Raw genomic sequence first — 20,944 nt, forward strand, 5'->3', positions numbered from 1 at the left:
AATTGCACTCTGCTGTGAAAGTTACGCCGTTTGCACACTGCCGTGCAAGAGAATGCGGGGGTTTCGTGAAGGGACTCACATCCCGCGCCCAGCAGGGGCTATCGTGCGGCTTTCGCGGCGGCGGCCCGCGCGATCGCGGCCGAGCCCGGACGATCGACACCCGCGGCGATCAGGCAGGCACGCGCCGCGTCCCGCGCCGGATCGGCACTGTCCCATTCGCCGTCGTTGCGCATGTTGAGCAGCTCGAGCACGAGCGCGGTGAGCACGCGCGCCACCGCGACCGGCGGCAGGTGATCGGCGAAGATCCCGTCGGCCTGACCGTCCTCGACCAGGGTGACCACCAGGGCGCGCACCGGGGCGAGCCGGTCGGCCGCGCGGACGCGGGACTCGGTCTCATCCAGGCGCAGCAGCAGGCAGAATTCGTCGCCGACCGCCCACAGCGCGATCGCCAGATCGGCCACCACGACAGCGGGCGGCTGGGCGGTGTCGATGCCGTCCAGCGCCCGGCCGACCTCCTCGAAGGCCTCGTCGAGCATGCCGTCGATGAGCGCCTCACGGGTCGGGAAGTGCCCGTAGAGCGTGCGGCGCACCATGCCCGCGGCCGCGGCGATGTCCTCCATGCTGGCCGAGGGGTTGCGCCGCAACTCCTCCCCGGCCACGGCGACGATGCGGCGCCGGTTCGCCAGGGCGCGCGGGCCGAGGGTCGCGGTGGTCGGGGGTGTCGTCACCCTCCCACTGTTGCACACGGGTGGGCAAACCCCGGCGCACGACCTCAGCTGCCGGGGATGATCACCGATCCGAAGTCGACCGAACCCCAGTCGCTCGATCCGCCGCCCTTGCCCGCACAGCCGGTCACGACCAGCTCCTGCGGGGTGGGCAGGCGGTCCGCGGTGACCGGGCCGCTCTTCACCCGGAAGTAGATGGTCATGGTGCCGTCGGCCGAGGGTTCGGGGGCGTTCTCGGCCGCGCGCAGATCGATCAACCCGGCCGTCACGAACCCCTCGGGCTGGGCATTGGTGTCGTACCGCGCGCCGGGGAAGGTCGGGATGCCCTCCGCGACCCCGGAGTGCAGGGCCGGGTCACCGACCCACCGTGCCATCGGCCACGGGATGCCCGAGACCGCCCGCCACGGGAACGGCATGGTGTCCGGCAGCGTCGTGGCGTCGACCATGGCCGGGTCGTTCTCCTCGGCGAACCACCAATCGGGCTGGTAGAACGTCGAATTGGTGTGATTGGTCAGCGTGATCGTCACGGTGCAGTCGCCGTGCGCCTCGCCGACGAGCCGGATCCCGCCGGTCTGCGCGGCCGCCTGACCCGCACCGGTCATGGTCGCCGCCGAGACGGCGACGATCGCCAGGGCCGTCGCGGCCCCGGCTCGGTAACGCTCGGTGTCCATCCGGTCCACCTTCCGCCGTGGCGGCCAGCGCGACCGTCGCACCTGCCACCCCGTGCGCCGCCGGTTGCCGAATCTACCGAGGCGCTCCAGGGCCACCAAGGACAAACCGGACGCGCGGCGGCGTCGTTTCCCAACCGTGACGACGAGGTCAGTGGGTCAGGATCGGCACGATGTAGGTGCGGGCGTAGTCGGCGAGCGCCTCGGGGGACGCGGTGTCGAGGCTGCCGACCGGTTGCAGGATCAGCGAGTGGACCACCCGGCAGACCACCTCCACGCGGGCGGTGAGGTCGGGAATGTCGGGAAAGCGGTTGTCCTCCAGGACTTTCCCCAGGATCTCGGTGGAGGCCGAGACCGAGAGCAGGAAGAAGGTCGCGCCGTCGACGGTGAGCTGGGGCAGCAGGCGGTCGGCCTCGAGGGTGAGCAGGCGTTCGACCAGCGCGTGCGAGCGCCAGCGGGTGATCACGGTGGCGAACACGTCGACCACGATGTCGTCGAAACTGTCGTGCCGGGCCGGGATCTCGCGCAGATCGGCGAGCAGTCTGCGGACCTCCCGGCCGAAGGCCGCGCGCACGACATCGTCACGGGAGCCGATCCGGCGGTAGACGGTGGCGCGGTCGACGTCGGCGGCCCTGGCGATGTCCTCGATGGTCGTCTTGCGCACCCCGACCCGCTCGAACTGGATGAGCGCGGCATCGAGAATGCGTTCTTCGACGGAGTCGGCGGTGGGCGAATCACCCGAGGTGGCGGCGGTGGACAGCACCCTTCGACCGTAGCAGGCAGCGCGCGACCGGACGGTCACGGCAAACGATTTCTCCTGCAACATTGCGATCGTTTTTGTTGCACTGTACCGTCGGGGAATGGCTGATAACAGCGCAACGGCGCGCTCCTATCAGGAAGAAGCGCACGCGATTCAGGCGCGGGATGTGCATTTCGACTTCTCGTCGGTGCCCCTGCACTACATCCCCGGGGAAGTGCTGGCCACGCACGTCACCAATGTGATGCATCTGGTCCTGCCCGAAGGGGAACGCGCGATGGCCGCCTGTCTGGCCGAAGCCCTGCCCTATATCGACGACGAGCGGTTGCGGGAGGAGGTCACCGGCTTCGTCGGGCAGGAGTCCATGCACGCCAGCAGTCACGAGGGCGCGCGCAGGCACCTGCAGTCGATCGGGCTCGATGTCGAGTCCTATGTGTCGGCGGTGGCCTGGCTGGTCGACCGCGTCCTGGGCGACCAGGGACTGTCCGGGCGGGCCAAGGAGCAGTGGCTCAAGGAACGGCTCGGCCTGTTCGCGGGCATGGAGCACTTCACCGCCGTGATCGGCGAGTGGCTGCTGGAATCGGAGGTGCTGGCCGAGCTCGGGATGGACCCGACGATGCTGGATCTGGTGCGCTGGCACGGCGCCGAGGAGGTCGAGCACCGCAGCGTGGTCTTCGACGCGTACATGCACGTCGACGGCGGGTACGCGCGCCGGGTGCGCACCGGGCTGCTGGCCAGTGGCACCCTGCTGCCGCTGTTCGTCATCTCGACGGCCTACCTCTATCGCAAGGATCCGAGCCTGGACAAGGGCCGGTCCTGGGCGCGGCAGTTCGTGAGCGCCACCGTGCGCGGGGTCATCCCGAGTTTCACCACCTTCATCACCGAGATGCCGCGGTATCTGCGCCCGGGTTTCCATCCCTCCCAGCTGGGTTCGATGGACAACGCGCTGCGCTATCTGGCGCACTCCCCGGCGGCTCGCGCGTGAGCGGCACGACGATGGTCGCGCCGCGCGGCCTGCGCGCCCTCGGTGTCGCGGTGGACGCCTACAAGAAGGTGTTCACCCAGCCCGCGATCTCGCCGCCGCATCCGGTGCGGCGCAGCGGTTTCGACATCGACACGGTGGTCGACGCGGTCCGGGTCGAGGCCGAGGACGTGGTGAGCCTGCGGTTGCGCCGGGCCGGGGGCGGCGCACTGCCTGCCTGGCGGCCCGGTTCGCATCTCGACGTGTTCCTGCCCTCGGGCCGTCAGCGGCAGTACTCGCTGTGCGGCGATCCCGCCGACCGGTACCGCTACCGCATCGCGGTACGCCGGATCGCCGACGGCGACGGCGGGTCGGCGGAGATGCACGCGCTGCGGGCAGGCGATCCGCTGCGTATTCGCGGGCCGCGCAATGCCTTCGCCTTCGTCGAATCCGCGCCGTCGTATCTGTTCGTGGCCGGGGGCATCGGCATCACGCCGATCCTGCCGATGGCCCGTGCGGCCGGATCACGCGGGCGGCTGGTGTATCTGGGCCGTTCGCGGGGATCGATGCCGTTCCTCGACGAGATCCCCGCGAGCGCCGACATCCGGCCCGACGACGAGGCGGGCACGCCCGATCTCGCCGCCCTGCTCGCCACCGCGGCGCCGGGTGCCGCGGTCTACGTGTGCGGTCCTCCCCCGGTGCTCGAGCTCGCCCAGCGCACGCTGTTCACGCTGAATCCGACCGCCTCGCTGCACACCGAACTGTTCTCCGCGCGGCCGGTGACCGACGGCCGCGAGTTCGATCTCACCCTGGCCCGCAGTGGCCGGACCATCCGGGTGGGCAGCACCGAGACCGCGCTCGACGCGATCCGGCGGGTGCGCCCCGATGTCGTCTACTCGTGCCGTCAGGGCTTCTGCGGCACCTGCAAGACGCGCGTGCTCGACGGCGCCATCGACCATCGCGACCGGCTGCTCGTCCCGGGGGAACGGGCCGATCAGCTGCTCACCTGTGTGTCCCGGGCCGCCGGTGACGCGCTCACGCTGGATCTCTGACCCGCGAAAGGCACGGTCTGTGATGACCTCCCTCGTTTCCGCACCGCCCGGCACCTACCCGGTCCACGACGACGCGCACGTCGACGTGGGTGCCCTGACCATATTCACCCGCGGCACCGCGGTCGACACCGTCGTCGACCGGCTGATCTCGGTGCCGCACGGAAGGATCGGCTGACCCATGCCCACAGAACACAGGCACATCGTCGTGCTCGGCGCCGGTTTCGGCGGCATCGGGCTGACGATCAAACTGCGCGAGGCGGGCTTCGACGACATCGTCGTGCTCGACCGCGCCGACGAGCTCGGCGGCACCTGGCAGGCCAACACCTACCCCGGCTGCGCCTGCGACGTGCCCTCCCAGCTCTACAGCTATTCCTTCGCGCCCAACCCGGAATGGTCGCGCACCTACGGCAAGCAGCCGGAGATCCTGGGCTACCTGCGCGGCGTCGCCGAACGCCACGATGTCGTGCGGCACCTGCGCCTGGGCACCGAACTGCTCGCCGCGCGCTGGGACGACGAGCGCGCGATCTGGCACATCGAGACCTCGCGCGGCACCCTCACCGCCGACTACTTCCTCGCCGCCGCGGGCATCTTCGCCGAGGCCAAGTACCCGTCGCTGCCGGGCCTGGAGACCTTCGCGGGCAAGGCCTTCCACTCGCTGCACTGGGATCACGACCACGACCTCACCGGCGAGCGCGTCGCGGTGATCGGGACCGGGGCCTCGGCGGTGCAGTTCGTGCCGGAGATCCAGCCGAAGGTCGGTGCGCTGACGGTGTTCCAGCGGTCGGCGCCGTGGATCGTGCCGCGCATGGACCGCCGGACCCTCGGGCTGGAACGGCTGCTGCTGCGGCGGCTGCCCTTGGCGCAGAAGGCGGTACGCGGCACCTGGTACACCCTGATCGAGGGGTTCGGCCTGGTCGGGTTCGTGGACAACCGCTTCCGCCATCCCTACGAACTGCTCGGCCGCCTCCAGCTGCGCCGCCAGATCAGCGACGCGCGCCTGCGCGCCGCCGTCACCCCGGACTACATGATCGGCTGCAAGCGCGCGATCTTCTCCGACGCGTACCTGCCCGCCCTCGACCAGGACAATGTCGAGGTGGTCACCGACGGCATCGCCGAGGTGCGCCCGCACTCGATCGTGACCCGCGCCGGGGTGGAGGTCCCGGTCGACACCATCATCTACGGCACCGGATTCACCTCCCTGCCCACGGCTTTCGAGCGCATCACCGGCCGCGACGGCCGCTCGATCGCCGAGCTGTACACCGAACGCCCGCAGACCTATCTCGGTGCCGCCATCGCCGGATTCCCCAACTTCTTCTGCACCCTCGGCCCGTTCGGCGCCGCCGGGAACCAGTCGGCGATCTACATGATCGAATCCCAGATCGCCTACATCGTCGACGCGCTGAGCACCCTGCGCGCCACCGGACAGCATCGGGTCGAGGTGCGGGAGCAGGTCCAGGACGACTTCGTCGCGGAGATGCGGGACCGTAGCGCCGACACCGTCTGGCTCACCGGCGGCTGCGAGAGCTACTACACCACCGCGGAAGGCGGCAATGCCGGGCTCTACCCGAACTGGAGTTTCGAATACCGCCGCCGCACCCGGCGATTCGACACCGCGAACTACGAGGTGTCCGCATGAGGGGCCGGTCGCTGCCCGACCCGTTGGGCTGGTTCTCCCCCACCTACGACGTGACCGGCAAGGTCGTGCTGGTGACCGGCGCGGGCCAGGGCATCGGCCGGGAACTCGCCCGCGTCCTGTCCGCCCGGGGTGCCCGGCTCGCCCTGGTCGACATCGACGCGGTGGCGGCCGAGCGCGCCGCCCGTGAACTCGGCGACACCGCCCACGGGATCGGCGCCGATGTGGCCGATCGCGCGCAGATGCGGGCCGCGGTCGCGACCGTGATCGACCGGTTCGGGCGGCTGGACGTGGTGGTCGCCAACGCGGGCGTGACGCCGGTGCCCGCGACCGTGCGCACCATGGACCCCGCCGATTTCGACCGGGTGGTGGCCATCAATCTCACCGGGGTGTTCAACACCGTGCAGCCCGCCCTTGACCACATCGTGCGTCGGCGCGGACATGTGGTGGTGGTGTCCTCGTGCGCGGCGTTCGCGCCCGGCATGGGCGGGTCGCCGTACATGCTCACCAAGGCGGCCGTCGAGCAGCTCGGGCGCGCGCTGCGTGTCGAGCTGGCCGCGCACGGCGCCAGCGCGGGCGTGGCCTACTTCGGCATCGTCGACACCGCCATGACCCACGACATGCTCGACGCCGACGACCTCGGCCGCGACCTCGACAACCTGCTGCCCTGGCCCCTCGACGTGCGGATCAGCGCCGCCGACGCCGCCCGCACCATCGCCGACGGCATCGCCCGACGCGCACCCCGCACCATCGCGCCACGCGGCTGGGAGCCCTACGCGCTGCTGCGCGGGGCGATCAATGTGGTCCTCGACAGCAAGCTCGCGGCCGATTCCCGGGTGCACGAGCTGGTGCGCGCGATCGAGAGCCGGGGATGACCGGCGAACGCGGGTCGGTGGCGGGGTATCGGGGTGTCGCGTCCCGATTGTCCACCGCGACACGGCTTCCGGTGTTCACCCTGGACTACCGGCTCGCCCCCGAACACCCGTTTCCGGCCGCGCCGTGCGATGTCGGCGCCGCCTTCCGGTGGCTGGTCGCGCTCGGGCACCGGCCCGGACGGATCGTGGTCGCCGGGGATTCCGCGGGCGGGTTCCTGGCCGCGCACCTGGCCGTCGAACGGGCCCGCGCGGGACTGGCGAGCCCAGGCGCGCTGGTGCTGTTCTCCCCCATGACCGATCTCAGCCTGGCGCTCACCGCCGACCACCCGGGGGCGGACCTCGACGGGCTGATGTCGCACCGGATCGCCCACCGGGCCATCGCCCACTTCACCGACGCGCCGTTCGCGCTGCGGCCCGTTTCGTCACCGATCATCTCGGCCCCGCCCCCGCGGGCATGAACCAGAAAGTCGTCGCTTCGTGAGTCTTCCCCCATTCGGCACCCTGCCCGCCGCCTTCCAGCACACCGCGGCCGTCGATCCCGCCGCCGTCGCCCTGCGCACCCCGGGCGACACCCGGACCCTGACCTGGGCCGACTACGCCGCCCAGGTACGCGCGGTGGCCGCGGGCCTGGCCGGGCTCGGCGTGCGCCGCGGCGACACCGTCGCGCTCATGATGAGCAACCGGGTGGAGTTCTATCCGCTCGACGTCGGCGCCCAGCATCTCGGCGCCACCTCGTTCTCGGTCTACAACACCCTCTCCCCCGACCAGCTCGCGCACGTCCTCACCGATGCCGGTGCGCGCGTGGTGATCTGCGAACCGCAGTACGCGAAAGCCGTGGCCGCGGTGGGCGCGGGGGTCGAGCACATAGTCTGCGTCGACGACGCCCCCGAGGGCACGCTGTCGGTGCCCGACCTGCTCGCCGCCGCCCCCGCGGACTTCGATTTCGACGGCGCCTGGCAGGCCGTACAACCCGACGACGTGGCCACCCTGATCTACACCTCCGGCACGACCGGCGCGCCCAAGGGCGTCGAGACCACCCACGCCGCCCTGCTGTTCCAGGTCCACGGCATCGCCGGGGTGCTCGGCATCGAATTCGGTGACACCATCACCTCCTTCATGCCCACCGCCCATATCGCCGACCGCCTCACCGCGCTCTATGTGCAGGAGGTGCTGGGCACCCAGGTGACCAGCGTGGGCGACGCCAAGCAGATCGCGGCCGCCCTCGTGGACCTGCGCCCGACCGTGTGGGGCGCGGTGCCTCGGGTCTGGGAGAAGCTCGAGGCCGCCATCGAATTCAAGGTCGCGGGCGAACCCGACGAGAACCGCCGCAAGGCCCTCGAGTGGGCGCTGTCCGTGGCGGCGCGCCGCAGTGAACTCCAGCTGGCCGGTGAACCCGTGCCCGCCGAGCTGGCCGCCGAGTGGGCCACCGCCGACGAGCTCGTCCTGAGCAAGCTCCGCGCCGCCCTCGGCCTGGACCGGGTGCGCTGGGCGCTGTCGGGCGCGGCCCCGATCCCGCCGCGGACCCTGGGCTTCTTCGCGGGCCTCGGCATCCCGATCGCCGAGATCTGGGGGATGTCGGAGCTGGCGTGCATCTGCAGTGTCAGCCATCCGCGCGACGCGGTGCTGGGCACCGTCGGACGGCTGCTGCCCGGCATGGCGGCCCGGGTGGCCGACGACGGCGAACTGCATGTGCGCGGGCCGCTGGTGATGAAGGGCTACCGCGGCAGGCCGGAACAGACCGCGGAGACCGTCGACGCCGAGGGCTGGCTGCGCACCGGCGACATCGTCAGCATCGACGACGCCGGGTTCCTGCGGGTGGTCGACCGCAAGAAGGAGATGATCATCAACGCGGCGGGCAAGAACATGTCGCCGACCAATATCGAGAACGCGATCAAGGCCGCCACCCCGCTCATCGGCACCATGGCCGTGCTCGGCGACGGCAGACCCTACAACACCGCGCTGATCGTGCTCGACGCCGAATCCGCCGAACCGTACGCCCGCGCGCACGGGCTGGCCGACGCCTCCGCCGCCGCCCTGGCCGCCGACCCGGGCGTGCGCGCCGCCCTCGAGGCCGGGGTACGCGCGGGCAATGCCGCGCTCTCGCGGGTGGAGCAGGTCAAACGATTCCGCGTCCTGCCCGACTTCTGGGAGGCGGGCGGCGACGAGGTGACGCTCACCCTCAAGCTCAAGCGCCGGGTGATCGCCGAGAAGTACGCGGCAGAAATCGACGAACTCTACGCCGAGACCCCCGGCGCGCGGATCGTGAGCCTCGGGCAGTCCTGATCAGGACTCGGTGGCCAGCCGCAGCCCGAAACCGACCAGCACCATGCCGGTGACGGCGTCGATCCGGCGGCGGATTCGCGCGGTCCGCATCCACCCCGAGATCGAGCCCGCGGCCAGTACCAGCGCGGCGCAGTACAGCGCGGTAAGCGCGATGTAGAGAGCGCCGAAGCCCAGCGTCGTCCAGACCGGCGAGTACCCCGCCGGGACGAAGCCGGGCAGGAAACTCACGAACAGCACCCCGATCTTCGGATTCAGGATGTCGGTGAGGAATCCGGCGCCGAAACTACCCGCCCGGTCCAGCGGCATCGGGGCGGCCGAGAGTTCCTCGGCCGCCTCGCTGACCGGGCGGCGCAGCGCCCGCAGCGACTGCACGCCGATCCACACCAGGTAGCAGGCGCCGACCATCTTCAGGACCTCGTAACCGATCTCGCTGGCGCGCAGCAGCGCCGAGAGCCCGAGCACCGCCGCGACCACCCACACCGCCAGGCCACTGAGCACGCCCGCGGCCGTGCGGATTCCCGCCGCGCGCCCACCCCGGACGAGGCCGCGCACCACGACCAGGGTGTCGGGTCCCGGCAGCAGCACCAGCACGACCGAGGCGAGGGTGAACGAGAGGACCGCGGCAAACATCCCACCATTTTAGGATGCCGTCGGGCGACCACTGGCACGGACCAGGCACAATGGACATCGATGAAGCCCTGGCAACTGGACCACACGCCCGACGACGGCCTGCTCGGCCACCGTGAGCAGGTCGCCGTCGACGACCTCCGGGAACTCCGCGCGCAGTTCGTCGATTTCATGCTCGGCTACAAGTTCGCCATCGACGAGGTGACGACCAAGATCAATATCCTGCGCGAGGACTTCAACAACACCCACGAGTACAACCCGATCGAGCACGTGGGCTCGCGGCTCAAGTCGCCGGAGAGCGTGCTGGAGAAGGTCCGGCGCAAGAACTACGCGATGAACCTGGCCGCCATCCGGGAGAACGTGCTCGACATCGCCGGGGTGCGGGTGGTGTGCAGCTTCATCTCCGATATCGGCGTCATCAAGGACATGCTGGCCGGTCAGCAGGACATCACCGTGCTCGAGGAACGCGATTACATCACCCATCGCAAGCCCAACGGCTATCAGAGCCTGCACCTGATCGTGTCGATCCCGGTGTTCCGTTCCGACCGCACCGAGCAGATCCCGGTCGAGATCCAGATCCGCACCATCGCGATGGACTTCTGGGCCAGCCTCGAGCACAAGATCTACTACAAGTACCGCGGCGAGGTGCCGCCGAACCTGCGCAGCGATCTGGCCCAGGCCGCCGAGGTCGCCACCCAGCTCGACGAGACCATGGAGGCCCTGCACCGCCAGGTCGACCGCGGCGCGCACGCCCGCAAGGACGCCGCCGACTCGATCGACCTCAGCATCCTCTATCAGGATCTGCTCGCCGACCAGTCCGGCCGCCGCCGCGACCTGCGCCGGTGAGCCCGCTGGTGTAGCTGGCCACACCGGGGATTCGGTGGACAGCTCGATCGAATACCCGACCCGCGCCGACAACCATGGATGGCATGACCGACACACCCGCCGAGCCGACCCTGGTCCTCGACCCCACCGGCGAACCGACCGTTGTGATCCCCGCCCCCGAACCCCAGGGCGGGGCCCGTGCCGCGCTCACCGCGGTGCTGCGCGCCCCGATCGAGGCCAGGACGTGGAAAGAGCTCGCCTACCTGATCGTGGTCTTCGCGCTCGGCTGCGCGGCCGTGTGCTACCTGTTCTTCGGCTTCGGTGGCGGGCTCTACGCCTCGATCTTCCTGATCGGCATCCCGCTGCTGGCGCTGGTCCTGCTCGGTGGCCGGATGTGGGGCCGGGTCTATCGCGTGCTGGGCCGGACGCTGCTCGACACGCCGGTCGACGCGCCGCCGGACTTCGCGCCGCGGCGGGGGTTCTTCGGGTTCCTGCAGAGCGCGTTCACCGACCGGGCGAGCTGGCGGGTGGTGCTGTTCCTGATCGCGCAATCCGTGCTCGGAGTGGGTGTCGGCTACGTGCTGCTGACCGTGATCGCCATGGTCGTCTTCACGGCGATCTCGCCGATCCCGTGGGCGCTGGTGCACCCGGTGCAGGTCGACGCGAACGGCGTCGAGCACCACAGCCTGGTCCAGTTCGGCTCGTTCTATGTCGACACCTGGCCGCGGGCGCTGGCCATGTCGGCGATCGGCATCCTGGGCTGTTTCGCGCTGCCGTGGCTGATCCGCAGCGTGTGCTGGCTGCACCGGCTGCTCACCGTGCATCTGCTGGCCGCGACCCCGCGTGATCACCAGCTCGCCGAGCTGCGCGCCAGCAGGCGGGCCGCGGTGGACGACGCGGTGGCCACGCTGCGCCGGGTGGAACGCGATCTGCACGACGGCACCCAGGCGCGCCTGGTCACCATCGCGATGGCGCTGGGCCGGGCCGAGGAACGGATGGCCGCCGGGGGTGACGCGCGCGATCTCGTCGCCGACGCGCACGCCTCGTCCAAGGAGGCACTCACCGAACTGCGCGAGCTGGTGCGCGGCATCCATCCGCCCGCGCTCGAGCTCGGCCTCGGCCCCGCCCTGGAGACGCTCACCGCGCGCTGCGCCGTCCCGGTCGCGCTGCGCGTGCACCTGCCGAAACGGCCGAGCCCGGCCATCGAGGCCATCGCCTACTTCTCCGTCGCCGAGCTGCTCACCAATGTGGTCAAGCACGCCGGGGCGAGCCGCGCGGAGGTCTCGGTGCTGCCCGACAGCATCCGCACCCTCGCGATCACCGTGCGCGACAACGGGATCGGCGGCGCGCCCGACCCCGGCACCGCGACCTCCGAAGGCAGCGGGCTGGCCGGGCTGGCCGCGCGGGCCAGGGCCGTCGACGGGTCGCTGACCGTGCACAGCCCCGCGGGCGGCCCCACCGTCGTCACCCTGCTGCTGCCGACGGCGGGCCCGCAGTGACCGCGCCGCACCGCCCGCTGCGCGTGGTGATCGCCGAGGACAGCGCCATCCTGCGCGACGGGCTGGCCGGGCTGCTCACCGAACGCGGTCACGAGGTGGTGGCCATGGTGGGCGACGCGACGACGCTGCACGAGGTGGTCGCCACGCACGCCCCCGATGTCGCGGTGGTGGACGTGCGGATGCCGCCGAGTTTCACCGACGAGGGCCTGCTCGCCGCCATCCAGCTGCGCCGCGCCTTCCCGGGCACCGGAGTCCTCGTCTTCTCGCAGTGGATCGAAACCCGGTACGCGACCGAACTCCTCGCCGCCGGGGCCGGGGGTGTCGGCTATCTGCTCAAGGACCGGGTCGCCGATGTCCGCGACTTCGTCGACGCCCTCCAGCGCGTCGCCACCGGCGGCACCGCCCTCGATCCGGAGGTGGTGAGTCAGCTGATGGGCGCCTCCCGGCAACAGGATTCGCTCGCGCGGCTCACCCCACGCGAGCGCGAGGTCCTGGAGGTGATGGCCCAGGGGCTCACCAACAGCGCCATCGCAGAAGCCCTTTCGGTCACCGAACGCGCGGTGGAGAAGCACATCGGCAATATCTTCACCAAGCTCGACCTGCCGCCCTCCGACACCCACCACCGCCGGGTCCTGGCGGTGCTGCGGCTGCGCGGCTGACCCGGACCTAGGGTGGGGACGACAGTGTCGAACGGCGGAGGAGACGAGCATGGGCGAGCGCACACCGAGCGGCTGGGAGGAACTCACCGCCGCCGACCCGAACCATTCCACCTGGTACGTGGAGCGGTTCCGGGCGCTGGCCGCGCAGGGCGAGGACATCGTCGGTGAGGCGCGGCTGATCGACGCCATGCTCGGTCGCGGCAGCCGGGTGCTCGATGCCGGATGTGGTCCGGGCCGGGTCGGCGGCTATCTGCACGAGGCCGGGCACGAGGTGGTCGGGGTGGATGTCGATCCGGTGCTGATCGAGGCGGCGCGCACCGATTATCCAGGACCCACCTGGCTGGTCGGCGACCTGGCCGACATGGACCTACCCGGCCCGGGATTCGACATCATCGTGTGCGCGGGCAATGTCCTCACCTTCGTCGCCCCGTCCACCCGCGCGGCGGTCCTGTCCGGCTTCGCCCGCCACCTCGCACCGGGCGGACGCGTGGTCACCGGCTTCGGCGCCGACCGCGGCTACCCCTTCCCCGAATTCCTCACCGACGCCACCATCGCGGGCCTCCATCCCGACATCCTCCTGTCCACCTGGGACCTGCGCACGTTCACCGACGACGCGGACTTCCTCGTCGCGGTCTTCTCCCGCGCCGACTGACCCGGCGCCGCTCGGAACAACCCCGCCGTGGGCCGGGCGCGCGGCGGCGTGCCCCGCCTCGACCAGCCGGACCAGCACCCGATCGTCGGTGGTTTGCGACGCCTCGCGCAACAGCACGGCGTGGAACCGCTCGGGCCCGTCGCCGAACCCGCCAGACCGGATGGTGGCCTGCCGCGGTCAGGTCAGCGGCGGGCGCGGATGAGGTGGGGGCCGGGGAAGGTGACGTCGAGGAGGGAGGTGTAGGTGGTGATGAGGTTTTGGGCGGGGTGGTCGTCGATGTGGGTGAAGCCGAAGTGGCGGAGTTTGGTGGCGATGTCGGCGGGGGTGAAAGAGGTGAGCCAGGGTTCGCCGAGGGCGGCTACGCGGGCGGCGCGGGCGCGTAGGGCGGTGTGGTCGGCGGGGGTGGCGGGTGGGGTGCCGTAGTCGAAGACGAGGTCGGTGGGGGTGGCCTGGGCGGCGATGTAGGCGAGGGTGGTGTCGATGGCGGTGGGGGTGAGGTAGACGACGACACCGAGCCAGACGAAGATCGCCGGGGCCGTGCGGTCGAAGCCCGCGGCGGCCAAACCGGTTGCCAGGGTTTCGGTTTCGAAGTCGACGGGGGCGAAGGTGAGGGTGTCCGGTGCGGTGATGCCCGCGGTGGCGAGGCGTTCGCGCTTCCAGTTCTGGGTGTCGGGGTGGTCGACTTCGAAGACACGCAGGTCGGGGTAGGGGTTGCGGCAGGCGAAGGTGTCCAGGCCCGCGCCGAGGATGACCGCCTGGCGCACGCCGGTGGCGACGGCGTCGCGGACGGCGTCCTCGGCGAAGCGGGCCCGGGCGGCGATGAACAGGCGGCGCGGGCGGTGACTGGCGCCCGCGTGTCCGGGGTGGTCGGGGCCCGCGGTATGTAGGGCGGTCAGTTCGGCGTCGGTGACGCCGAGGATACGCCCGGCGAGCAGATCGGTGAAGACGCGCGGTTCGTTCGCGACCTGGTGGTAGGCCCGGGCGTAGGCCGTGGCCAGTGCGGTGCGGCTGGGTCCGGCGAGTTCCATGCCCGTGAATCTACCCAGCCGGGCGCCGGGGCCGCGTCGATGCCGGGTCGCGGGCCCGCGCGGGGTGACACTGGGACCCGTGGACACCGATTCCCCGGATACCCCACCTCCGGCGCGCCCCTCGCCCAGGATGCCGCCGTGGCTGCCGCGGGCGATGGCGCTGGGCCTGGTGTTCTTCGGGCTGTTCCTGCTGGCCGACTGGGCCTTCCACCGGCTGCTCGGCATCCTGATCATCCTGGTGGTGGCGTTGTTCGTCGCGCTGGCGATGGAACCGGCGGTCGCGGTGCTGGTGCGGCGCGGGGTGCCGCGGGGACTGGCCACCGGGCTGGTCTTCGTCGGCACCTTCGCCTGTGTGCTGGGGTTTCTCGCCGCGCTGGTGACGCTGCTGGTGGAGACCACGACGAATCTCGCGCACGAGTCGCCCCGGTTGCTCGACGACGGCCTGCGCTGGGTCAATCGCACCTTCGACCAGCAGTTCACCCTGCACGACCTGAGTCAGCGGCTGCTGCGCGAATCCGATCTCATCGAGGGGTACGCGCGTACCGCCGCCGACAACGCGTGGGGTGTCTCGACGACGGTGCTGGGCGGGCTGGCCCAGCTGCTGACCATCGCGCTGTTCAGCATCTATCTCACCGCGGGCGGGCCCCGCGTGCGGCGCACCGTCTGTTCGCTGCTGCCGCCCACCCGGCAACAGACTTTCCTGCACGCCTGGGACCTGGCCATCGACAAGACCGGCGGCTACCTGTATTCGCGGGTGCTGCTGGCCATCGTCTCCTCGATCGCGCACGGCATATTCCTGGCGATCCTGCACCTGCCCAATCCCATCGCTCTGGGCGTGTGGTTCGGGGTGGTGTCGGCCTTCATCCCGACGTTCGGCACCTATATCGCGGCGATCCTGCCGGTATTCGTCGCCTTGACGGTGGATCCGCTCGACGCGCTGTGGGTGATCGTGTTCGCGGTGGTGTACCAGTGGGTCCAGGACTATCTGCTGCAGCCGCGCATCACCGCGCGCACCGTCGATGTGAACGCCGCGATCGCGCTGCTGGCGGTGCTGGCGGGCGGGGCACTGCTCGGCGCGGTCGGCGCGCTGCTGGCGATTCCGGCCACCGCCACGGTGCAGGCGTTCGTCTCGGAGTACGTCAAACACTATGCGGTGACCGAGGATCCGCGCATCGACCAGACCACCGCCCGGCGCACCCGCACCCCGAAGCCGCCCTCGGCGAAGTGACGGTGTCCAGGCTCGTGCGCGTGGGCGTACGATCGGCGGACAGCATGAGACGGGGGCTTCCATCGTGAGGTGATGTCGCATGTTCGATACCGATGTGCTGATCGTCGGGGCCGGGCCGGTGGGATCGGCGGCGGCCGCGGAGCTGGTTCGGCGGGGTGTGCGGTGCCGGATCGTCGACGCCCTGGTCAGTCCCCCGCGCTATGCCAAGGCGGTCGGAATCCAGCCCAGGACGCTGGAACTGTTCGAGGCCATGGGGGTGCTGCGCGAGATCCTCGACGCCTCGATCCAGCTGCGGGGTCAGCTCGTCTACGTCAACGGGGTGGCAGCGGAGCGCATCGAACTGCGCCTGCCGCCCGAGGTGCCGTTCGGTTTCGTCGGGCTCCCCCAGTACGAGACCGAGCGCATTCTCTGGGAGCATCTGGCCGCGCGGGACACGCGGGTCGAGCGCGGGATCGCCCTCGTCGGCTTCACCCAGGACGAGGACAGCGTGCACGCCGTCCTCGCGGGCCCCGACGGGCAGCACACGATCCGGACGCGATATCTGGTGGGATGCGACGGCGCGCACAGCACCGTCCGCAAGACGCTCGGCCTGAGCTTCGAGGGCGCGGCGTTCGAGGAGCAGTACATGCTCGGCGATATCGAACTGGACTGGTCGCAGCCGCGCGGATACGCGGTGCGGGCCATGCACCACACCGACGGCGCCACCGACGACGTGCTGGTCTGCGTCCCGCTCCCCGGCAGGCACCGCTACCGCGTGTCGATGCGGGTGCCGCCGGAACTCGAGACCTCGGTGGCGACCGGGGGTGACCGGGTGGAACACGGCTTCGGCACCGGCCCCGCGCCCGATCTGGCCGCCATCCAAGCGGTTATCGACCGGCTGGCACCCGAACCGGCGACCGCCTCGCACCTGCGCTGGTCGTCGGTGTTCCGGATCAGCCATCGCATTGTCGACACCTATGCGCGCGGCCGGGTGTTCGTGGCGGGCGACGCCGCCCACATCCATCCGCCGACCGGGGCGCAGGGCATGAACACCGGCATCCAGGACGCCCACAATCTCGCGTGGAAACTCGCGCTGGCCGTCGCGGAGGCCGCGAGCCCCACTCTGCTGGCCAGTTACGACGCCGAGCGCAGGCCGGTCGGCGAGGACGTGGTCGGGCGCACGGTGCGCGATGCCCGCGAGGGTATCGGCGCCGGGGAGACCGATCCGGAGTACGTGCTGCTGCGCGAGGCCCAGCTGCTCATCGACTACCGCGACAGCCCGATCGTGCCCGCCACGGACGCTCCAGCACCCGCGCCGGGCGCCCTCGCCCCGGACGCGACCGGGCTGACCCGCGACGCGGTGACCGCGCCCCTGCGCCTGCTCCCCCTGCTGGCCGGACCCGACCACACCGTGCTCTGGTATGTCGAAGGTGCCTGCGAGGGAACCGAACTCGATACGATCGAACGCCACGTCGAGCTGATCCGCACTCTCACCGAGGGCCGGATGGACACCTATCTCGTGGCCGCGCCGGGCACCACTGTCGGACCGACCGCCCTGCCGATCGTCTCCGACACCGACGGCGAGTTCGCCCGGCAGTATCAGGCCCGTCCCGGCGCCGTCTTCGTCGTGCGCCCCGACGGGTATCTCGGCTACACCGCCTGTCCCCCGTCGACGGCCGGGCTCACCGGATACTTCGGCGCGATCTTCGCGCCGGTCCCCGAGAGCGTGCTGGGCACGGCGTGAGCGGCTACTCGATCAGGTTCTCGCCGCGCAGCCAGTCGTAGGCGACATCGGCGGGGTCCTCGCCGTCGATGTCGACGCGGCCGTTGAGTTCCTGCATCAGGTCGTCGGTGAGGCGTTCGGAGATGGTGCCGAGCAGCTCGCGCAGTTCGGGGTGCTCGTCGATGACCACACCGCGCACCACGGCCGTGCCGCTGTAGGGCAGGAAGAACTTCCGGTCGTCCTCGAGCACGGTGAGATCCAGGTTCTTCACCCGGCCGTCGGTGGTGTACACCATGCCGAAATTGCACGGTTCGCTGTTGGCGGTGGCGGTGTAGACGACCCCGGCGTCCATCCGGGTGACGTTCGCGGTGGGCACACCGTCGGGGGTGTTGTACGGGATGCCGTACTTCTCCAGCATGGGGAGGAAACCGTCGGAGCGGCTGAAGAATTCGTCGTCGACGCAGAAGGTGCGCTCGGCGACCGGCAGGGCGGCCGCCTCGGTCAGCGTGCGCACGCCGAGCCGTTCGGCGGTCGGGGTGGCGGCGGCGAAGGCGTAGGTGTCGTTGAAGTTGGCCGGGGGCAGCCATTCCAGGTCGTAGTCGGCCTTTTCGATATCGTGCACGCGCTGCCACAGTTCCCGCGGGTCGGCGATGGTCTCGGTCTCGTTGTGGTAGTTGACCCAGCCGGTGCCGGTGTACTCCCAGAGCACGTCGGCGTCGCCGTTGAGCTGGGCCTGCCGCGAGGACGCCGAGCCCGGCGCGCCGGTCAGGTCGGTGACCGAGGCGCCCGCCGCGGCCAGGTAGGTCGCGGTGATCTTGCCCAGCAGCACGCCCTCGGTGAAGCTCTTGGAGGTGACGACCAGCGACGCGCCCTCCAGCGGCCGCGCGCCGCCGGGCAGGCGCGCGTCGTGGAAGGTGCCCGAGGAGCTCACCAGCCCGCAGCCGGTGAGCAGCGCCAGCGTGGCGATCAGCGCGGTGCCGAACCGTACCCGCCTCATGAGACACCTCGCGGGGTCGCGGCCAGCTCCACGAGGCGGCCGAGCCAGTCGATGATCAGCGCCAGCAGGCCCACCAGGACGGCGCCGGAGATGAGCAGTTTGGGCAGGAACAGGGTGACGCCGGTGGTGATCAATGTGCCCAGGCTGGTGGCACCGATGAAGGTGCTCAGGGTGGCGGTGCCGACCAGGATGACCAGCGCGGTGCGCACGCCGTTGAGGATCACCGGCACCGCCAGCGGCAGCTCGACCTGGACCAGGGTGCGCACCGCCGAGAAGCCGATGCCGCGCGCGGCCTCGATGGTGCGCTGATCCACCTGCCGCAGTCCGACGATGGTGTTCTGCAGGATCGGCAGCACCGCGTAGACCACCAGACCCACGATCGCCGTGCGGAATCCGGTACCGAGCCAGAAGGTGAACAGCACCAGCAGACCCACCGCGGGCGCGGCCTGACCGATATTGGCGATATTCACCGCGATCGGCTCGAACCGCCGCAATGCCGGGCGGGTCAGCGCGATCCCGAGCGGGATGGCCACCGCCACCACGATCACGGTGGCGACGACGGTCAGCCGGATGTGCTCGACGATGGTGTTCTGCAGATTGGCCCAGCCCAGCGAAGCCTGTTCGGTCGCGGTGAAACTCGTCGAGCGATACCAGAACAGGTAGCCCAGGCCGATCACCACGATGATGATCGGTTCGAACCACACGTCGATCGGCAGGCGGCGCCACCGGTTCATGACGGTTCGGCCGTTCCGGGGGTGTCCTCGGCCGCGACGACCGGGGTCGGGGTCGGGTCGGAGCCGTCGACGTAGGTCTCGTAGGAGGGTTCGCGCTCGGCGGCGTGCCCTTCGGCGAGTTTGGTCTGGATCACGTCGGTCACCGACCCGATGCTCAGCGAGCCGACCACCGCGCCGCGCCCGTCGGTGACCAGGGTGGCGCCCTGGCTGGCCGCGAGCATGGCGTCGAGTGCGTCGTTGAGCGTGGAGGATTGGGCGACCACCGGCAGCCGCCGGTCCAGATAGTCGGAGACCTCGGGTTTGCTGGCTACCTCGGTCAGCGACGGCCACGAGCGCGGGCGCCCGGCCGCGTCGACCACCACCACCCAGGTGTGCCCGGCCGCCTTCGCGCGCTCGATCACCACGGGCGCCGATTCGCCGATCCGGGCGGTGGTGACCGGGTCGTAGTCGACATCGCGCACCCGGGACACGGTGAGATAGGCCAGTTTCGCGCCGGAGCCGACGAATTCCTCGACGAACGGGGTGGCCGGGTCGGTGAGGATCTCGTCCGGGCGCGCGTACTGCTCGACGTGCCCGCCCTCGGACAGGATGAGCACCTTGTCGCCGAGCTTGGTGGCCTCCTCGAAATCGTGGGTGACGATGACGATGGTCTTGCCGAGTTCGTGCTGGATGGCGATCAGGCTGTCCTGCAGGCGAACCCGGGTGATCGGGTCGACCGCGCCGAACGGTTCGTCCATCAGCAGCACCGGCGGATCGGCGGCCAGCGCGCGAGCCACGCCCACGCGCTGCTGCTGGCCGCCGGACATGTCCTTGGGCAGCCGGTCGGCGAAGGTGGCCGGGTCGAGGCCGACCAGATCCAGCAGGTACTCGGTGCGTTCGGCGATGCGCTTCTTGTCCCAGCCGAGCACCCGCGGAATCGCGCCGATGTTCTTGGCCACCGACCAGTGCGGGAACAGGCCGCCGGACTGGATGACATAGCCGATGGACTGGCGTAGCTTGTCCGGGTCCTCGCGGGTGACATCGCGGCCGTCGATGAGGATCCGGCCCTCGGTGGGCTCGATGAGCCGGTTGATCATCTTGAGCGTGGTGGTCTTGCCGCAGCCGGAGGGGCCGACGAAGGCGACGATGTGCCCGGCGTCGATCTCCAGGTCCAGGCGCTGCACCGCAGGCTTGTCCTGGCCCTTGTAGCGTTTGACGACACCGTCGAGGGTGATCGAGGCCCCGGTGACATTGCGCTCCGAAGGGGCAGGCCGGTGGGTCACATCGGTCATGACAGTCCTTTGGCGATCGTGAGGCGTCCGAGCAGGACGAGGAGCGCGTCGAACACCAACGCGATCACGACGATGAGAATGGTGCCGGTCAGCGCCATTTCGAGGGCGTTGGCGCCGCCGAGGCGCGAGAGTCCGTTGAAGATGAGCGAACCGAGGCCGGGGCCGAGCACATAGGCCACGATGGCCGCCACGCCCACGATCATCTGGGTGGAGACCCGGATGCCGGTGAGGATCACCGGCCAGGCGATCGGGAACTCGACGGTGAGCAGGATCCGCCAGCGCGACAACCCGATTCCGCGCGCGGACTCAATCACCGAGGCGGGCACCGAGCGCAGGCCGACGATGGCATTGCCGATCACCGGCAGCGCGGCGAAGAACGCCAGCATGATGAACGAGGGCACCACACCCAGGCCGAACGGCACCAGCAGCAGGGCCAGCAGTGCCAGCGACGGGATGGTCAGCGCGACCCGGCTCGAGGTGAGGGTCAGCGCCGAGGCCAGCGGCAGCCGGTAGACCGCGACGGCGATAAGCAGGGCGACCACCGTGCCGACCAGCACCGTCTGGAAGGCCAGGGAGGCGTGCTGGTAGGTCAGGAACGTCAGCACCTCCCCCCGCCCCCGGATATAGCTCCACAAATTCACGGGAATCCCATCGTCGGGCCGGACCGGTGGGGACCTGATCGCGCGTGATCACCGGACGTACGTGTCGTCGAAGGGTAATCCATGCGGTGCGTTCGGCCGGGGACCCACGGCGCCGGAAGTGTTGGGG

Annotated in this window: 22 protein-coding genes; 13 read left to right on the forward strand and 9 right to left on the reverse strand. The window is 70.5% G+C overall.

Going from position 1 to position 20,944, the window contains the following annotated elements:
• Positions 1-98: 98 nt before the first annotated feature.
• From WA675_RS06240 to WA675_RS06250, 3 genes are all read right to left on the reverse strand, one after another.
• Entirely contained in the window at positions 99-728 is a 630-nt protein-coding gene (locus tag WA675_RS06240) for a TetR/AcrR family transcriptional regulator (RefSeq protein ID WP_336082671.1), read from the reverse strand.
• 44 nt (positions 729-772) lie between these two features.
• Complete coding sequence (locus tag WA675_RS06245) at positions 773-1,396, reverse strand: hypothetical protein (RefSeq protein WP_336082673.1); 624 nt, start codon at positions 1,394-1,396, stop codon at positions 773-775.
• A 148-nt stretch (positions 1,397-1,544) separates the two neighbouring features.
• On the reverse strand, positions 1,545-2,156 hold the full coding sequence (locus tag WA675_RS06250; RefSeq protein WP_336082674.1) for a TetR/AcrR family transcriptional regulator: 612 nt from the start codon (positions 2,154-2,156) through the stop codon (positions 1,545-1,547).
• A gap of 97 nt (positions 2,157-2,253) precedes the next feature.
• Between WA675_RS06250 and WA675_RS06255 the strand changes: the two genes are divergently transcribed.
• From WA675_RS06255 to fadD11, 7 genes are read left to right on the forward strand one after another with little or no spacing between them, the layout of a single operon-like run.
• Positions 2,254-3,135 (forward strand): metal-dependent hydrolase, encoded by an 882-nt coding sequence (locus WA675_RS06255; protein WP_336082675.1) that lies wholly within the window; start codon positions 2,254-2,256, stop codon positions 3,133-3,135.
• A gap of 11 nt (positions 3,136-3,146) precedes the next feature.
• Entirely contained in the window at positions 3,147-4,163 is a 1,017-nt protein-coding gene (locus tag WA675_RS06260; RefSeq protein WP_336082848.1) for a PDR/VanB family oxidoreductase, read from the forward strand.
• Between the two features lie 22 nt (positions 4,164-4,185).
• Complete coding sequence (locus tag WA675_RS06265; protein ID WP_336082677.1) at positions 4,186-4,338, forward strand: hypothetical protein; 153 nt, start codon at positions 4,186-4,188, stop codon at positions 4,336-4,338.
• A gap of 3 nt (positions 4,339-4,341) precedes the next feature.
• Positions 4,342-5,799 carry a flavin-containing monooxygenase gene (locus WA675_RS06270; protein ID WP_336082679.1) on the forward strand — a complete coding sequence of 486 codons (1,458 nt, stop codon included), beginning with the start codon at positions 4,342-4,344 and terminating at the stop codon, positions 5,797-5,799.
• Positions 5,796-6,671: a short-chain dehydrogenase/reductase gene (locus tag WA675_RS06275; RefSeq protein WP_336082680.1), complete on the forward strand. Its 876-nt coding sequence runs from the start codon at positions 5,796-5,798 to the stop codon at positions 6,669-6,671. Before WA675_RS06270 ends, WA675_RS06275 begins: the two co-directional genes overlap by 4 nt.
• Entirely contained in the window at positions 6,668-7,129 is a 462-nt protein-coding gene (locus WA675_RS06280; protein ID WP_336082681.1) for an alpha/beta hydrolase, read from the forward strand. The genes WA675_RS06275 and WA675_RS06280 overlap by 4 nt, the downstream gene beginning before the upstream one ends.
• 19 nt (positions 7,130-7,148) lie before the next feature.
• Positions 7,149-8,954 (forward strand): fatty acid--CoA ligase FadD11, encoded by a 1,806-nt coding sequence (gene fadD11, locus WA675_RS06285; RefSeq protein WP_336082682.1) that lies wholly within the window; start codon positions 7,149-7,151, stop codon positions 8,952-8,954.
• Here fadD11 and WA675_RS06290 read toward each other — a convergent pair whose 3' ends face one another.
• Positions 8,955-9,584 (reverse strand): LysE family translocator, encoded by a 630-nt coding sequence (locus WA675_RS06290; protein WP_336082683.1) that lies wholly within the window; start codon positions 9,582-9,584, stop codon positions 8,955-8,957. It lies immediately after the preceding gene.
• A gap of 60 nt (positions 9,585-9,644) precedes the next feature.
• Between WA675_RS06290 and WA675_RS06295 the strand changes: the two genes are divergently transcribed.
• The 4 genes from WA675_RS06295 (at position 9,645) to WA675_RS06310 (ending at position 13,216) form a co-directional block, all read left to right on the forward strand.
• Positions 9,645-10,427, forward strand: coding sequence for a GTP pyrophosphokinase (locus WA675_RS06295; protein ID WP_336082684.1), 783 nt, complete (start codon positions 9,645-9,647; stop codon positions 10,425-10,427).
• An 83-nt stretch (positions 10,428-10,510) separates the two neighbouring features.
• Positions 10,511-11,905 carry a sensor histidine kinase gene (locus tag WA675_RS06300; RefSeq protein WP_336082685.1) on the forward strand — a complete coding sequence of 465 codons (1,395 nt, stop codon included), beginning with the start codon at positions 10,511-10,513 and terminating at the stop codon, positions 11,903-11,905.
• A 17-nt stretch (positions 11,906-11,922) separates the two neighbouring features.
• Positions 11,923-12,564, forward strand: a complete 642-nt coding sequence (locus WA675_RS06305; protein WP_336082850.1) for a response regulator transcription factor — start codon at positions 11,923-11,925, stop codon at positions 12,562-12,564.
• 49 nt (positions 12,565-12,613) lie between these two features.
• Positions 12,614-13,216: a class I SAM-dependent methyltransferase gene (locus tag WA675_RS06310; protein ID WP_336082686.1), complete on the forward strand. Its 603-nt coding sequence runs from the start codon at positions 12,614-12,616 to the stop codon at positions 13,214-13,216.
• 182 nt (positions 13,217-13,398) lie between these two features.
• Here the strand turns inward: WA675_RS06310 and WA675_RS06315 are convergent, their stop codons facing one another.
• Positions 13,399-14,244, reverse strand: a complete 846-nt coding sequence (locus WA675_RS06315) for a class I SAM-dependent methyltransferase (RefSeq protein WP_336082688.1) — start codon at positions 14,242-14,244, stop codon at positions 13,399-13,401.
• Between the two features lie 79 nt (positions 14,245-14,323).
• On the opposite strand from WA675_RS06315, the gene WA675_RS06320 reads away from it, so the two are divergent.
• Positions 14,324-15,472 (forward strand): AI-2E family transporter, encoded by a 1,149-nt coding sequence (locus tag WA675_RS06320; RefSeq protein WP_336082689.1) that lies wholly within the window; start codon positions 14,324-14,326, stop codon positions 15,470-15,472.
• A gap of 79 nt (positions 15,473-15,551) precedes the next feature.
• Entirely contained in the window at positions 15,552-17,195 is a 1,644-nt protein-coding gene (locus WA675_RS06325) for an FAD-dependent monooxygenase (protein WP_336082691.1), read from the forward strand.
• Between the two features lie 4 nt (positions 17,196-17,199).
• On the opposite strand, the gene WA675_RS06330 is transcribed toward WA675_RS06325, so the two are convergent.
• From WA675_RS06330 to WA675_RS06345, 4 genes are read right to left on the reverse strand one after another with little or no spacing between them, the layout of a single operon-like run.
• Positions 17,200-18,171 (reverse strand): glycine betaine ABC transporter substrate-binding protein, encoded by a 972-nt coding sequence (locus WA675_RS06330; protein WP_336082693.1) that lies wholly within the window; start codon positions 18,169-18,171, stop codon positions 17,200-17,202.
• Complete coding sequence (locus tag WA675_RS06335) at positions 18,168-18,905, reverse strand: ABC transporter permease (RefSeq protein ID WP_336082694.1); 738 nt, start codon at positions 18,903-18,905, stop codon at positions 18,168-18,170. The genes WA675_RS06330 and WA675_RS06335 overlap by 4 nt, the downstream gene beginning before the upstream one ends.
• Positions 18,902-20,176 carry an ATP-binding cassette domain-containing protein gene (locus tag WA675_RS06340; RefSeq protein WP_336082695.1) on the reverse strand — a complete coding sequence of 425 codons (1,275 nt, stop codon included), beginning with the start codon at positions 20,174-20,176 and terminating at the stop codon, positions 18,902-18,904. Before WA675_RS06340 ends, WA675_RS06335 begins: the two co-directional genes overlap by 4 nt.
• A complete protein-coding gene (locus tag WA675_RS06345) occupies positions 20,173-20,817 on the reverse strand; it encodes an ABC transporter permease (RefSeq protein ID WP_336082696.1) in 645 nt (214 codons plus the stop codon). The genes WA675_RS06340 and WA675_RS06345 overlap by 4 nt, the downstream gene beginning before the upstream one ends.
• Positions 20,818-20,944: the final 127 nt, after the last annotated feature.

The organism is Nocardia sp. SSK8 (assembly GCF_037034205.1).
Lineage (GTDB): Bacteria > Actinomycetota > Actinomycetes > Mycobacteriales > Mycobacteriaceae > Nocardia.